A 14,418-nucleotide genomic window follows, 5' to 3' on the forward strand; every position below is an offset into this window, starting at 1 on the left:
CGTGTGAGAGTAGGGCGGCTTTTTCATATCAGGAGCACAGCATGACACTCCCCGCCCCGCATATCTCCACGCTGATCGACGTCCGCCCTGAGTGGGTGGATTACAACGGCCACATCAACATGGCCTATTACGCCGTGATCATGGATTTGGGCGGCGATCAGATGTACCCACTGATCGGGCTGGGCGAGACCTACGCCAAGACGCAACACCACACGAGCTACACCGCCGAGGTGCACATCTGTTACAAGCGCGAGCTGAAACTGGGTGACCGGGTGCGGGTACAGACGCAGTTGTTGGATTTCGATGCGAAACGCATGGTGCTATTTCACGAGATCCATCACGAGGACGGCTGGATCGCCGCCACCGCCGAAGAGCTGCTCTTGCATATCGACATGTCCGGCCCGCGTGTCGTGCCCTTCCCGCCGGGAATCGTGCAAAAGCTCTCGGCGCTGAAACAAGCCCACTCTGCCCTTCCCCGACCGGCGCAGGCAGGACGGTCGATTTCGCTGACCAACACAGCCGCCTAGAACACAACCTGAGGCGTCAATCCCTTGTTAAGCCCATGGGCTTATTGTGCTCCGGGGAAGGAGACCGCCATGTCGCATTTCGAATACAAAGCCATCCCCGCGCCGCATGACGGCGAAGCCACCTCCGCCGCGCAGACGCCGGAGGCCCGGCTTGCGGAGGCGGTGACCACGCGCCTCAACGCCATGGCCGCCGAGGGCTGGATCTATCTGCGCTCCGACGCATTCGCGCTCAACGGCGTGGAGGGCAAACAGGCCGTGCTGATCTTTCGCCGGGAAAGCGATTTCGGTGTCTTCGCCGCCGACAAGCCAGAATACGGCACGTTCGTCGCAGAATAAGGCAGCGCACCCCAAAACTGAGCCACGAGGATTTTGGCGCGGCGCGTGCGGCGCTCATATGTTGCACCTGTGACACGGTCTCCCGCCACATCTCCTGTCTCAGCGATCGGGCGGCAGGCTTTCGGCACGGCTCTGCCGATCTGACGCGCGCGTGATCCATCTGTGGCCCGGCCCGGCTTGACCCGGGCGCAGGGGCCGCTAAACCTTGCGCCAAAGGCAAGGAGACCCCCGCGATGCCCCGTTTCGAATACCTGACCGTACCCGCGCCGCGCAAAGGCGAGAAAGCCAAAGGCGTGAAAACCCCGGAAGCACGCATCGCGCAGGCCATGCAGAGCCTCCTCAACGAAAAGGGCGCCGAGGGCTGGGAGTATCTGCGCGCCGATCTGGTGCCGATGGAGGAACGCGCCGGGATCACTTCGAAGACCGTGAGCTACCACACGGTTCTGGTGTTCCGCCGCGAACGCGACGCCACAGACGTCAGCCGGGTGTTCAGCGCCTATCCCGACACGGAGGAGACCAGCGACACGACCGACGAGACCAGGCCCGCGCGCCGCTCCCCGGTCGCGGACCGCAACGCCCCGCCCCCCGCCGTCCCCTTCCCCGCCAAGGTGGAGAAAGGTGCGGGCGCCCAGGCGCGCAAACTGTCCCCCGAAGTGGCAGAGGAAATCGCGGAAGATCGCGAATCCTGATCACACATCCAGATCGAGCGCCAGCGCATGAATGCGCGGCACGAGATCGCCCAGCGCCTTGTGCACCATGCGGTGCCGCATGACCCGCGACTGGCCGGTAAAACCCGCCGCGCGGATTTTCACGTTGAAATGCGTCTCGCCCGAGGCGCCCTCGACACCGGCATGTCCGGCATGGCGCGCGCTGTCGTCAACGACCTCCAACACACTGGGTTGAAAAGCCTTTTCAAGTCGGTCACGCATTTGATCGGCAATCTTCATGCTCTGCCCCTTTCGCATTTGGCCTTTCTCATCTAAAGTCTCGCGTCCGAGTCGAAAAGGTTGAGGCAGATGGATAAAAAAGATCCTTTCGGTTTTGATATGTCGGTATCTTCCGCGAAAAAGAACAAGCGCGGAGGGCGACGCGGCATGTCTGGCGCGTTCGAGACCTCCAAGCGGACCTGCGAGTGGGAGGGCTGCAACGAGCCGGGGCAGTATCGCGCGCCGCGCTCTCCGGATCATCTGGACGAGTACAAATGGTTCTGCAAGGAACACGTGCGCGAATATAATTTGCAGTGGAATTTCTTCACCAATGCGACCGAGGCCGAGATGGATGCGGCCTACAAGTCGTCGCAGACGGGCGATCGCCCGACCCAGCCCTTCGGGCGCAAATCGGTGGAGCAACGCGCCTGGGAGCGCCTCGGCATCGACGATGCCCATGAGGTCCTGGGAGAGAATGCGACACGCAACCCGGGCAAATCCGACCCGAGCGCGCCGACCCGCAAGCTGCCGCCCGTCGAGCGTCAGGCCATCGACATTCTCGAGGCCAAGGACCACTGGACCAAGGCGGAGATCAAGAAACAGTACCGCGCCCTCATCAAGGTGTTGCATCCGGACGTGAACGGCGGCGACCGCTCGCAGGAAGAGCAGTTGCAACAGGTGGTCTGGGCCTGGGATCAGCTCAAGGACAGCCGCTGGTTCAAGTAAAACCCGACATGGCAGCCGCCGAAAGCCGCCCTCCGGGGCGGTTTTTCATGTGTCTGGCAGTTTTCAACATCCCGGTAACTTTCACCGTCTATCCCGGAGATCAGTCTTTTTGGGAGAGGCGGAGGCCGATGAAACGCGCATCACATCACATATCACATATCGTCTGGGACACAGGCTTTCATCTGTCCTTCGTCTGGACCAGTGTGGTGAGCCTGCGCCTCTCGGCCTATGACCATTTCATGCGGGAGTTTGGGCGCGACACCACGGTTTTGTTGATGACTGTCGCAATCGTTGCCGCGACACTCATCGGCCCGCGCCTGCGCCCGTTCTGGGCCTCGGGACCGATCAATGTGTTCTGGGCGGCCTCCGTCACCTCGCTTCTGGCCTCGGGAACGGCGCTGGCCTTTACTCAGACGGTCAGGATTCTGGTCTTCGGCGATCCCTTGCTCAGCTTCCTGTCGCTGCCAGTGACCTTCGCCGCAGCGGCCTTTCTCGTGCCAATCGAGCTGATCTCTCACCCGATGGCCGCACTCGCCTGGGGGATGGGCAGCGTGCTCACCGCGGCCCTCGCCCGGCTGAGCCTGCGCCCCGGACATCGGGGGCCGCCAAGCCCCCCGCGCCTCAATGCCCGGCGTCCCCTGCCTTTTGCCCGCGCACGGCACGGATCAGCGGGTTGATCCCTTTCGCCACGACCGGAGTGAGGATCAGGCCATAAACGAGGCCGAAAATGCCATCGAAAAACGCGGTGACGCCCCATTGGACAAAACCTTGCGCCGCAGCGGCCGCCTCCGCCGCAAGAACGGACACATGATGGATCGCCTCATAGGGCTGATGCATCCCCAGCTCGTGCAACCCATGGATCACGATGGAGCCTCCGACCCAGATCATCGCCGCCGTGCCGACGATCATCAGGAGCTTCATGAACAGCGGCATGAATTTGACGATGCCGCGCCCCAGCGCACGCGTCACGGAGAGCCGTCCGACCCGGCTGAGCCAGAGACCGAAATCGTCCGCCTTCACGATCAGCGCCACACCGCCATACACCACCGCCGTGATGATGAGCCCGGCCAGCGCCAGCGCACCTGCCTCGACCCAGATCGACTGGCCCGGTTCGAGAGCGGCGAGGATGATGGTCATGATTTCGGCGGAGAGGATGAAATCGGTTTTCACCGCACCCGCCACCTTTTGCTCCTCGAGATGGCTCGGATCGCCATTCATCACCTGCCCGTCGGCATGCGGCGTGTGCGGCTTGAACAGGTGATAGACCTTTTCCGCGCCCTCGAAACACAGGTAGGAGCCGCCAAGCATCAAGAGCGGCGTGATCAGCCAGGGCGCAAAGCTCGACAGCAGAAGCGCCAGCGGCAACAGGATCACCAGCTTGTTGCGGACCGAACCGAGCGCGATCTTGCCCACGATGGGCAATTCACGCGCAGGAGCAAAGCCATGGACGTATTTCGGCGTCACCGCCGCGTCGTCGATCACCGCGCCGGCTGCCTTGGCCGAGGCCTTGGCCGCCTGCCCGGCCACGTCATCGACCTGCGCCGCCGCCACTTTCGCAATCCCTGCGACATCGTCCAGAAGAGCCAGAAGGCCGCTCATGCCAATCCCCTTTGTCAAAGCTTTGCCGCAATGTAGGCGGCGCGGGCAACGAGGCAAAGCCCCCGAAGCGGGGAATTTTGCCGCGTCCGCATGCATCTTCGTCACAGGCCGCCGTTTTCTGGCATCCCCCTTTGAGCATTTCTGCGACGCCTCGCCCCTTGCACCCGCCGCCCCGACAGGGCAAGAAGTCAGGTGAGTTCCAAATTTTCAAGAAAACGGGCAAGATCATGGACGCGACCGCAAAACCGACCGAAACCATTTCCGTTCGCGATGTTTTCGGCATCGACACCGACATGACCGTGAAAGGCTTCGCCGAGCCGACCGACCGCGTGCCCGCGCTTGACCCGACCTACAAATTCGATCCGGACACCACGCTGGCGATCCTTGCCGGCTTTTCCCACAACCGCCGCGTGATGATCCAGGGCTATCACGGCACCGGCAAATCCACCCATATCGAACAGGTCGCCTCCCGGCTGAACTGGCCCTCCGTGCGCGTCAACCTCGACAGCCACATTTCCCGGATCGACCTGATCGGGAAAGACGCGATCAAGCTCGTGGACGGCAAGCAGATCACCGTGTTTCAGGAAGGCATCCTGCCCTGGGCCCTGCGCAACCCCTGCGCCATCGTGTTCGACGAATACGATGCGGGCCGCGCCGACGTGATGTTCGTGATCCAGCGCGTGCTGGAAACCGACGGCAAACTCACCCTTCTGGACCAGAACGAGGTGATCACGCCGAACCCGTATTTCCGCCTCTTCGCCACGGCCAACACCGTCGGCCTCGGCGACACGACGGGTCTTTATCACGGCACGCAACAGATCAACCAAGCGCAGATGGACCGCTGGTCGCTCGTCGCCACGCTCAACTACCTGAGCCACGACGCCGAAGCCGCCATCGTCCTGTCGAAAGCGCCGCATTACAACAATGAAAAAGGCCGCAAGCAGATCAACCAGATGGTTGCCGTGGCCGATCTCACTCGTACTGCCTTCATGAACGGCGATCTTTCGACCGTGATGAGCCCGCGGACGGTGATCACATGGGCGCAGAACGCGGAGATCTTCCGCAACATCGGCTATGCTTTCCGCCTGACCTTCCTCAACAAATGCGATGAGTTGGAACGTCAGACCGTGGCCGAGTTCTATCAACGCTGTTTCGATGAAGAACTGCCCGAGTCGGCGGTCTCTCTGGCCGGGTAATCTCTCCGCCATTCCATGCGTCAAAGCGGGCCTTCGGGTCCGCTTTTTCTTTGTGACCAAAGGCGTAACGCAACGCACGCCGTGGTTAAACGGCTGGCAACCAATTTGTGCCACGCTCTCTGCCATGCGTGGACTTGCGATCATACTCGCCGCGACAGTCACAACCCTGCTTGCGGCCCTGCCCGCCCCGGCCATCCCGGCTCGGGAGATGGATCCTATCGCGCGTGAGTTCGCCTATTGCGTAGGGCGTCTTTCGGCCACGATGGAGCACCAATGGCTGCTCTCCGATCCCGCCTCCGATCTGACCGAACGCCAACGCGGCGCGATGATTTCGCTGTTGGAAACGGTCAGCCCGCCCGATCAGGGGGGGCGCGCTGATGACCCTTCGACTTTCGGCAAAATTCGCCCATGCCGATCTGTTGCGCCGCGTCGCGTTCGAACAGGACCCGGCGCACGCCGAAACTACACAGAAGTACGCCGGAAACGCGCTTGGACGATGTCTCTCTCTGATCCTGACCTAGCGCCAAATCGTATATCTCGCGTATATACAAATTCCTTGCCAGACTCGCAAAACGCGCCTAGCCTCAATGTAACACTTCGATGACAAGGACAAACACAGAGACAGACCATGCCCGAATTTCTCCACAGGTTTTCGATGCGAAAGACCCTTTGGGCGCTGGTGTTGCCCGCGCTGTGGAATGCTGTGTGGATACCTGCGGCGCAGGGCGCGCCTCAAAGCGATCCTCCGGTCGATCCTCGGGCAGACAATCCTTTGGCCCGCGATTTCGCCTATTGCGCCGGGCGGCTCTCGGCGGAGGCCGCGCATCGCGAAGACCGGGAGTTGATGGCGCTCAAACGCGCGATGCAAGACCTGCTTGCCGCCGTCATTGCACCGGAGACCGCGCCCTCCTATGAGGAATTGCGCATCGCGGGCCACGTCTCTCAGACCGAACTTCTGGCCTTGTCGCGGTTTTCCTTCGACACGGAAGAAGCGCATCGGGCCGAGACGCTGGCGGAAAGCAACATCCGCCACTGTCGGAACATGTTGCTGGGCGGCTAAACTTCCTGAGTTGCGCAAAGAAAAAGGCCCGCTTTCGCGGGCCTTTCTGCCTGATAAATGTGCGTGATTTTATAAGAATTATGCGTCGCGGGCAGCTTTGGTGGCTTTGGTCCACCAGGCCAGATCGCCCAGCATGGCTTCGACGGAGGGCAGAATGCCCGCTTCGATCTCGCTCATCTCGCCATTGGCACCCAGCGGCGAAACCTTGAAGAAATCGGAACCGGAAATGTAGACGGCGGAGCGCACCGGCACCATTTGCAGGTTGATCACCACGGCGCGCAGATGCTCGACGGCACGGGCCGCACCGACTGCACCATAGCCCATGACAGCGGCGGGTTTGCGGACCCATTCCTTACCGGCCTGATCCAGCGCGTTTTTCAGCGAGGCCGGGATCGAGGAGTTGTATTCCGGCGTCACGAAGATATAGCCGTCGAATTCGGCCATTTTTTCCTGCCATTTGATCGCGTTCTCATCCGAGGACGGCATCCAGAGGTTGGAAGCCATTTCGTTGAACATCGGCAGATCGAAATCTTTCAGATCGACGAGCTCGAAATCAAGCTCAGAGGACAGCTCTTGCGCCTTGGAGAACAGCCACTGGGCCGGTTTGTCCGCGAAACGAGCATCGCGGGTGGAGCCGATGACGATGGCAATCTTGGGATTGGACATGTTGAATTCCTTTTCACGGCACGCCGGTTGGAAAAACAATCGAGGGAGGAGCGCACCTTTGCGCCAGTCGTAAATCCGCACAGGGCCGCGCATCAATGCCAATCTCTGCGCACAAACACACAAAACCTGTGCGACCTCGCGCCGACCCTGTTGCGCATCTCTTTCGCTTGCCCGGCCCCGCGCCGCGTGATTTAACGAAGCCATGAAAAAGCCCAGCGACAACCCGGCAGATCCCTTCAAGAAAGCGCTCGCGGAAGCGACCAAAGTGCTGGCCGACGACAGCGAGTTGACGGTCACCTACACGATGGACCCCTCGGGCCTCTCCGGCGACACGATGCGCCTGCCGCAAGTGTCGCGGCGGATGTCGAAAGAAGAGGTGCTGATCGCGCGCGGCACGGCCGATGCGCTGGCGCTACGCCACAAGTTCCACAACGAGGCCACTTTCCAGCGCTACGCCCCGCCAGGCCAGATGGCTTTTGACATTTATAACGCTCTGGAGAGCGCGCGCTGCGAAGCGGCGGGAGCGCGTTACATGCCCGGCACCGCGGGCAATATCGACGCCAAGATCGGAAACGAGGCGCTGCGGCGCGGTTATGACGGCATTTCCCGGCGCGAAGATGCGCCGCTCGCTCAGGCCATGGGCTATTACCTGCGGGAAAAGGCCACCGGACGCACCATGCCGGACGCGGCGGAAAACATCCTCGATCTCTGGCGCGACTTCATAGACGGCCAGACTCAGGACACGTTCGAGGACCTCGACAGCCTTCTGGAAGATCAACAGGGCTTTGCCCGCCTCGCCCGCCGCGTGATCGAGGAACTGGGCTATGGCGATCAGCTTGGTGACGACCCGGATCAGACCGATCCCGAAGAGGACCAGAGCGCCGAGACCGACGAGCAGGAGGAAGAGCCCGACAGCCAGGGCGAAGAGCAGGACCAGGACGACGAGAACGAGGCCAGCGCCGAGGACAGCCAGGAACAGCAGCAGGACATGCAGGAGGCTTCCGTCTCCTCCGACGACATGGCCGACGAGGAGTTCTCGGAAGAGGTCGAGCTGCCGCAGGACGAGGCCGATGTCGAGCCGCCGCAACCCGCCCCCGTCTCCGATGCCGATCCGAATTATCAGGTGTTCACCTCCGCCCATGACGAAGAGATCATGGCCGAGGAGCTCGCGGAACCCGCCGAGCTCGAACGCCTGCGCGCCTATCTCGACCAGCAGCTCGAACCGCTCAAAGGTGCCGTGTCGCGCCTCGCGAACAAACTGCAACGTCGTCTTCAGGCACAGCAGAACCGGTCGTGGGAATTCGACCTCGAAGAGGGCATTCTCGACGCCGGGCGTCTGGCGCGTGTGGTGGCGAACCCGACGACGCCCCTGTCCTTCAAGGTCGAAAAAGACACGGAATTCCGCGACACGGTGGTGACGCTGCTTCTGGACAACTCCGGCTCGATGCGCGGTCGCCCGATCTCCATCGCCGCAATCTGTGCCGATGTTTTGGCGCGCACGCTGGAGCGCTGCAGCGTCAAGGTCGAGGTGTTGGGCTTTACCACACGGGCTTGGAAAGGCGGGCTGTCGCGCGAGGAATGGCTGGCCGCCGGTCGCCCGCAACAGCCGGGCCGGTTGAACGATCTGCGCCACATCGTCTACAAATCCGCCGACGCGCCGATGCGTCGAACGCGGGCCAATCTCGGCCTGATGATGAAAGAGGGACTGCTCAAGGAAAACATCGACGGTGAGGCGCTTGAATGGGCGCACCGGCGGATTTCTGCACGGCCTGAGGCGCGCAAGATCCTCATGGTGATTTCCGACGGCGCGCCGGTCGATGACAGTACCTTGTCGGTCAACCCTGCGAATTATCTGGAAAAACACCTGCGCGACGTGATCGCCATGGTCGAAAAACGCCGTCAGGTCGAGCTTCTGGCCATCGGCATCGGCCATGACGTCACGCGATACTACAACCGCGCCGTGACCATCACCGACGCCGAACAACTGGCCGGCGCGATGACCGAACAGCTCGCCTCGCTCTTCGACAGCGATCCGCGCGCCCGCGCCCGTGTCATGGGCATGCGCCGCGCCTCCTGAGCGGGGCCGTCCGAAATGTGAACAACCGAAAGGACCATTGCAAAATGTTCCAAAGCTTTGACGTGACCGCGCGACCGGAACAGGCCGCTCCCCGCGTGACTGCCCTGCGCGCAGAAATGCAGGAAATCGGCCTCGACGCCTTCATTGTGCCCCGCGCAGATGCCCATCAGGGGGAATATGTCGCCCCCTGCGACGACCGACTGGCCTGGCTCACGGGTTTCACCGGATCGGCGGGCTTCGCCGTCATCCTTGCGGGCCGCGCGGCGGTGTTCACCGACGGGCGCTACACGGTGCAGGTCCGTGCACAATGCGATCCGGCGATTTTCGACTATGTCGACTGGCCCGCGACGACACTAGCGGACTGGATTCTGGCGAGCGATGTGCAGAAGATCGGCTTTGACCCGTGGCTGCACACCATACGCGAAATCGAGGGGCTGCGATGCGCGCTCGAAGGCACCGGCAAGGAGTTGATCGCCAGCCCCAATCTGGTCAATCGCATCTGGAAAGACCGCCCCGACCGCCCCGCCGAACCGGTCAGCGTGCAGCCGTTCGAGCTTTCGGGCAAAACCTCAGAGGAAAAATTTGCTCAAATCGGCGCGGCGGTCGCCGCAACCGGCGCGGAGGCGGTGGTGCTCACCCTACCCGACAGCATTTCCTGGCTGCTGAACATTCGCGGATCGGACATTGCGCACAACCCGGTGGTGCAGACCTTTGCCATTCTGACCACCACAGGTCGCTTGCAACTCTTTGACGATGCCTCAAAATATGCTCATCTCGGGCCAGATCCACGGATTTCCCTGCGCCCGCGCTCCGAGTTTTCCGAGGCTCTGGGCGAGGTGACAGGCAAGGTTCTGGTCGATCCCGGATCGGCGCCGCAGGCGGTCAAGACGCTGCTGAAACAGGCCCGGATCGTCGCGGGCGAAGACCCCTGCATCCTGCCAAAAGCCTGTAAAACGCCGGAAGAAATCGCGGGCACGCGCGAGGCGCATTTGCGCGACGGGGCGGCAATGGTCGAATTCCTCGCATGGTTGTCGGAACAGGCACCACAGGACCTGACCGAGATCGAGGTTGTGAAACACCTCGAAGCCTGCCGGGCGGCGACGAACCGGCTCAAGGAGATTTCCTTCGACACCATCTGCGGCTCCGGCCCAAATGGCGCCATCGTGCATTACCGGGTGACGGAGGACACCAACCGCGCGCTGAAAGAGGGCGAGCTTCTGCTGATCGACAGCGGCGCGCAATATCAGGACGGCACAACCGACATCACCCGCACCGTCGCTCTGGGCGATCCGGGCGCGGAGGAACGCGCGGCCTTCACCGCCGTGTTGCAGGGCATGATCGCGATCTCCACGGCGCGGTTTCCGCGCGGCGTGGCGGGCAGCCATCTCGACGCGCTGGCCCGTGCGCCCCTGTGGCGCATGGGACGGGATTACGACCACGGTACGGGCCACGGCGTCGGCGCCTATCTGTCGGTCCACGAAGGCCCGCAACGGATTTCGCGCCTCTCGGCCCTGTCGCTTCGTGAAGGCATGATCCTGTCGAACGAGCCCGGCTATTATCGCGAGGGTGCCTATGGCATCCGCATTGAGAACCTGATCGTGGTGACCCCTGCTCCGCCGCTCGAGAGCGCCGATCCGCAACGCGACATGCTGAGCTTCGAGACGCTGACATGGGTGCCGATCGACCGCCGCCTGATCCTCGCCGATGAGCTTGCGCCTTGGGAGCGGGACTGGCTCAACGATTACCACGATGAAGTCTGGGACAAGCTCAAGGACCGGGTGTCGGAACCGGCACGCGCCTGGCTGCGGCAAGCGGTTGCACCAGTCTGACATATACCTGATGCAATAACCCTGATAAGGTCTGTGCGAAAACAGATAAGAAGACGAACAAAAGGACGAGAACATGGGAGATCACATCACAATCCGCCCGGCGAGCGGCAAATGGGTCGTGCGGGCGGGCGGCGCCGTGTTGGGGGAGACCGACCGGGCGCTGGAGCTGAGCGAAGGAGAGTTCCCGCCGGTGATCTATTTCCCGCGCGAGGACCTTGCCATGGCCTTTCTCGAACCGACCGAGATCGTCTCCGTCTGCCCGTTCAAGGGCGAGGCGAAACACTTTGATATTCATACGAAATCCGTCGTGATCGCCAATGCGGCATGGTCCTACGAAGACCCAAAACCTCGCGCCGCCGAGGTCAAAGGCTACGTCGCTTTCTACCCGCAAAAGGCGGCTGTCGAACAGCTTTGACAGACAAACGCCGTCCATGGGAGCTCTCTCTTGGACGGCGTTCCCAGCGGTCGGCAAAGTGTCGGACTTCTGTCGGACTTTTGTCGGACCCTGCTCCGAGTACGGGAAGACACCAGAGCACTCCGTGAACATGGACTTTGTTTGAACCCTATGATGTCTTTTCAGATCACATGAACCACATGCGGCGGGACGAAATGATCGACAGATATGTCTCGCCAATTTCAGGATTTGAAACCATCGCAGACGCTCACGCAAGGCGCGTTTGAGGTGTAAAGGGGGCTTCCTGACGTTCTCTGCGCTCAGGACGAACGACCACTTAGCGTAAGTCTCCGATGAACCTGAAGGCGGTTCGCCCATTCGCGTGCCCACATGAGCCATCCGGGCGAGCGACGAATTCTTCGACGCAAATTTATTTCAGTCCGGCTGAAACTATTCCACACCACACGCCGTGTCTCCTCGGTAGCTGCGAAAGAAAGCGGCTCATTCAGAGAGGAGACTAAAATGAAAACCATGTCCAAACTGGCAACCGCCGCCGCAGCCTTGACCATTGCAACCGCGGCCTATGCTGAAAACCCGATGGTGGGTGGCGCGCCCATGTTCGAGACCAAGAACATCGTTGAGAACGCGGTGAACTCGGCAGATCACACCACCCTGGTCGCCGCTGTTCAGGCCGCAGGTCTGGTCGAGACGCTGCAAGGCCCCGGCCCGTTCACAGTCTTTGCCCCCGTGAACGATGCCTTTTCTGCCCTTCCGGCGGGAACGGTGGAGACGCTCCTGAAACCGGAAAACAAGGACATGCTCGTCAAAGTGCTGACGGCGCATGTGGTGGCCGGTGACTGGTCCGCAGCACAGATCGCACGTCAAGCGCGCGCCTCAGCCGATGGCTTTTATCACTTCAATGCTGTCTCGGGCGACGCCCTGTCGGCACAGGTCAAAGGCAACAATGTATATATCTACGACGAAAGCGGCAACGCCGCTCGCGTGACCATTGCAGATGTCGATCAGTCGAACGGCGTGATCCACGTTGTCGACACCGTCCTCGTTCCGAAGTAAGTCGGACAGATCCGCTCGGATGGGCCAAGCACATTTGGCAGGCCTATCCGGGCATTTTCTAATGGAAACGCAGAACATTTCTTTTGACGACGGGGGCCGTCCTGATCGCGCTGGCACCTGCCGTTGTTTTGCCGAATGGCCGTTGGAGTAAGCTGACTATATCGTGGGCTCGAAGGTTGCTCTGGGCCGAAGCGTCAACCTGATGGCGAGCGCAGAGCTTCGGACCCATGTCCGATTGTGCGCCAGACACCCCCCATGCTTCGTCAGATCCCTCACGAATGCTCTTCCGCCGCCGTTTCGGCCAGTTTGCGCGAGAACACCCGGAGCGCATCGACCTGGAACAGCGCACCATGCAGTTCCGGCCCGGTGTCCTCGTGCAGCGTCACGACGGGAACGAAGATCAGGTTGTTCTTCTCGAACAAGGGCATGGCACGTTCCAGCGTGGCGTTGGGAGAGATGTAAATCCCCTGCCCGATCAGCTCCTTGCAAGCCTCTTCCGTGGCGGCGCGCGGCGCGTCGGGTTTGCGGTAGCATTGGTGGACGCGCACGGTGGCGAGCAAATAGGCCTGCGGTCCGGCGGCGAGGTGGACGCCGCGACGTTCGAGCTGGGTGAGGAAGAAAGAGCGGTCGACGAGGCGCGAGGCCAGCGCGGTCGAGAGCGACACGGCGACCATCACGGCCAGCCCGGTTTGCCAGTCGCCGGTGAGTTCGAAGACGATCAAAGTTGTTGAGATCGGCGCGCCGAGGACGGCCGCCGCCACCGCCCCCATCCCCGCCAGCGCATAGAGCGTGACCGTGCCGGAAACGTCGGGGAAGATCCCGGTGGCGATCAGCCCGAAGGACAGGCCGGTGAGCGCGCCGACCATGAGCGCGGGGGAAAATACGCCCCCGCCCATGCGCCCCGCCATGGTGATCGCGACGGCAATGACCTTGAGTACGGCATAGACCACAGCCTGCCAGAGGATCAGTTGCCCGGTGAGGGCGGCGGAGGTGGTTTCATAGCCGACGCCGATGATATGCGGAAAGAAGATCGCGATACAGCCGAGCAAAAGCCCCGCTGCCGCAGGCCGCAGCACGGGCGGCAGGTGCAGTTTTTCCTGCACCCAGGAGCCGAAATCGTCAGCCATGAAAATCGTGCGCATCAGCAGCACGGCGACGAGGCCGGACAGGAGCCCGAGCATGAGAAAGGCGGGCAGTTCGACATAGAAGGACAGCGCCCCGTCATCGGCGAGGGTGAACTCGGTGACGCCACCGAATTCTATCCGATTGATCACCGTACCTGCGACGGAGGCGATGGCGATGGGGGCGAAGGCATGAACGGCGAAATGGCGCAGCACCACTTCGAGGGCGAAAAGCGCGCCCGCAATCGGTGCGTTAAAGGAGGCGGAGACGGCGGCGGCGACGGCGCAGCCCAGGAGATCGCGCCCGGTGATGCCGTCGGCGTGGAGGCGGTTCGAGACCCATGTGGCGATGACGCCTGCAAGGTGGACCACGGGGCCTTCGCGGCCCGAGGAGCCGCCGGTGGAGAGGGTGATGAGAGAGGCCGCGGCGGAGGCGAGGCCCGCGCGTTTTTCGACCCGACCGTCGTTGAGGGCCGCGCCTTCGATCACATCGGCGACGGAACGCACACGGCCGTCGGGGGTGAACCAGTTGAGGATGATGCCGACGACCAGCCCGCCGATCACCGGCAGGGCGAGCACCCAGAACCACGGCAGGTCGCGGGCGACCGTGTGCAGATGGCGCAGATCGTGCGTGCCGTAGAGAAAGGCCTGAAGTTTCTCGATCCCGAGGCGGAAGAACAGCGCGGCCCCGCCCGAGGCGATGCCGATGACCAGCGCGATGAACCAGAACTGGATCTGGCTCGGACCGCGACGGCGGATCAACATCAGGGTGTCGCGCAGCCCGTCGCGGATCTCGTTCAGCGCCTTGGCCGGATAGGCCGGTTTTTCCTCTGACATCCCCGCCCCTTCCAGACGCATTCGACCGCCACCGCCCGGACCTGTCGTTT

The 14,418-nt window shown here is 62.1% G+C and carries 16 protein-coding genes; 12 read left to right on the forward strand and 4 right to left on the reverse strand.

The annotated features are described in order from the left end of the window. Positions 1–41 precede the first annotated feature (41 nt). The 3 genes from NH195_RS08305 (at position 42) to NH195_RS08315 (ending at position 1,552) form a co-directional block, all read left to right on the forward strand. Entirely contained in the window at positions 42–527 is a 486-nt protein-coding gene (locus tag NH195_RS08305) for a thioesterase family protein (protein WP_066705471.1), read from the forward strand. A gap of 69 nt (positions 528–596) precedes the next feature. Beyond that, a complete protein-coding gene (locus tag NH195_RS08310; RefSeq protein ID WP_066705475.1) occupies positions 597–863 on the forward strand; it encodes a hypothetical protein in 267 nt (88 codons plus the stop codon). 233 nt (positions 864–1,096) lie between these two features. Next, positions 1,097–1,552: a DUF4177 domain-containing protein gene (locus NH195_RS08315; RefSeq protein ID WP_066705477.1), complete on the forward strand. Its 456-nt coding sequence runs from the start codon at positions 1,097–1,099 to the stop codon at positions 1,550–1,552. Here the strand turns inward: NH195_RS08315 and NH195_RS08320 are convergent, their stop codons facing one another. Continuing rightward, positions 1,553–1,810 carry a BolA family protein gene (locus tag NH195_RS08320; protein ID WP_066705479.1) on the reverse strand — a complete coding sequence of 86 codons (258 nt, stop codon included), beginning with the start codon at positions 1,808–1,810 and terminating at the stop codon, positions 1,553–1,555. A gap of 69 nt (positions 1,811–1,879) precedes the next feature. Here NH195_RS08320 and NH195_RS08325 point away from each other — a divergent pair, with 69 nt between their 5' ends. Next, positions 1,880–2,515, forward strand: a complete 636-nt coding sequence (locus tag NH195_RS08325) for a J domain-containing protein (RefSeq protein WP_066705485.1) — start codon at positions 1,880–1,882, stop codon at positions 2,513–2,515. 128 nt (positions 2,516–2,643) lie between these two features. Beyond that, the gene (locus NH195_RS08330) at positions 2,644–3,192 is read left to right on the forward strand and encodes a hypothetical protein (protein WP_066705488.1); all 549 of its coding nucleotides are present in this window, start codon (positions 2,644–2,646) and stop codon (positions 3,190–3,192) included. Here the strand turns inward: NH195_RS08330 and NH195_RS08335 are convergent. Further along, complete coding sequence (locus NH195_RS08335; RefSeq protein WP_066705489.1) at positions 3,137–4,114, reverse strand: DUF808 domain-containing protein; 978 nt, start codon at positions 4,112–4,114, stop codon at positions 3,137–3,139. The genes NH195_RS08330 and NH195_RS08335 overlap by 56 nt on opposite strands. Positions 4,115–4,341: 227 nt before the next feature. On the opposite strand from NH195_RS08335, the gene cobS reads away from it, so the two are divergent. The 3 genes from cobS (at position 4,342) to NH195_RS08345 (ending at position 6,370) form a co-directional block, all read left to right on the forward strand. Further along, complete coding sequence (gene cobS, locus NH195_RS08340) at positions 4,342–5,310, forward strand: cobaltochelatase subunit CobS (RefSeq protein ID WP_066705490.1); 969 nt, start codon at positions 4,342–4,344, stop codon at positions 5,308–5,310. 377 nt (positions 5,311–5,687) lie between these two features. After that, positions 5,688–5,831: a hypothetical protein gene (locus NH195_RS21140; RefSeq protein ID WP_155846117.1), complete on the forward strand. Its 144-nt coding sequence runs from the start codon at positions 5,688–5,690 to the stop codon at positions 5,829–5,831. Positions 5,832–5,938: 107 nt separating this feature from the next. Then, positions 5,939–6,370 (forward strand): hypothetical protein, encoded by a 432-nt coding sequence (locus NH195_RS08345; protein WP_066705491.1) that lies wholly within the window; start codon positions 5,939–5,941, stop codon positions 6,368–6,370. 78 nt (positions 6,371–6,448) lie between these two features. On the opposite strand, the gene NH195_RS08350 is transcribed toward NH195_RS08345, so the two are convergent. Next, positions 6,449–7,036 (reverse strand): NADPH-dependent FMN reductase, encoded by a 588-nt coding sequence (locus NH195_RS08350; protein ID WP_066705496.1) that lies wholly within the window; start codon positions 7,034–7,036, stop codon positions 6,449–6,451. Positions 7,037–7,238: 202 nt separating this feature from the next. On the opposite strand from NH195_RS08350, the gene cobT reads away from it, so the two are divergent. From cobT to NH195_RS08370, 4 genes are all read left to right on the forward strand, one after another. After that, entirely contained in the window at positions 7,239–9,113 is a 1,875-nt protein-coding gene (gene cobT / locus NH195_RS08355) for a cobaltochelatase subunit CobT (RefSeq protein WP_066705498.1), read from the forward strand. A gap of 44 nt (positions 9,114–9,157) precedes the next feature. Further along, positions 9,158–10,942, forward strand: a complete 1,785-nt coding sequence (locus tag NH195_RS08360; protein WP_066705500.1) for an aminopeptidase P family protein — start codon at positions 9,158–9,160, stop codon at positions 10,940–10,942. Between the two features lie 73 nt (positions 10,943–11,015). Continuing rightward, positions 11,016–11,357, forward strand: a complete 342-nt coding sequence (locus tag NH195_RS08365; protein ID WP_066705502.1) for a DUF427 domain-containing protein — start codon at positions 11,016–11,018, stop codon at positions 11,355–11,357. Positions 11,358–11,858: 501 nt separating this feature from the next. Further along, positions 11,859–12,410, forward strand: a complete 552-nt coding sequence (locus NH195_RS08370) for a fasciclin domain-containing protein (RefSeq protein WP_096804459.1) — start codon at positions 11,859–11,861, stop codon at positions 12,408–12,410. A gap of 272 nt (positions 12,411–12,682) precedes the next feature. On the opposite strand, the gene NH195_RS08375 is transcribed toward NH195_RS08370, so the two are convergent. After that, positions 12,683–14,368: a chloride channel protein gene (locus NH195_RS08375; RefSeq protein WP_066705832.1), complete on the reverse strand. Its 1,686-nt coding sequence runs from the start codon at positions 14,366–14,368 to the stop codon at positions 12,683–12,685. Positions 14,369–14,418 lie beyond the last annotated feature (50 nt).

Source organism: Celeribacter ethanolicus, assembly GCF_001550095.1.
Classification (GTDB): Bacteria; Pseudomonadota; Alphaproteobacteria; order Rhodobacterales; family Rhodobacteraceae; genus Celeribacter; species Celeribacter ethanolicus.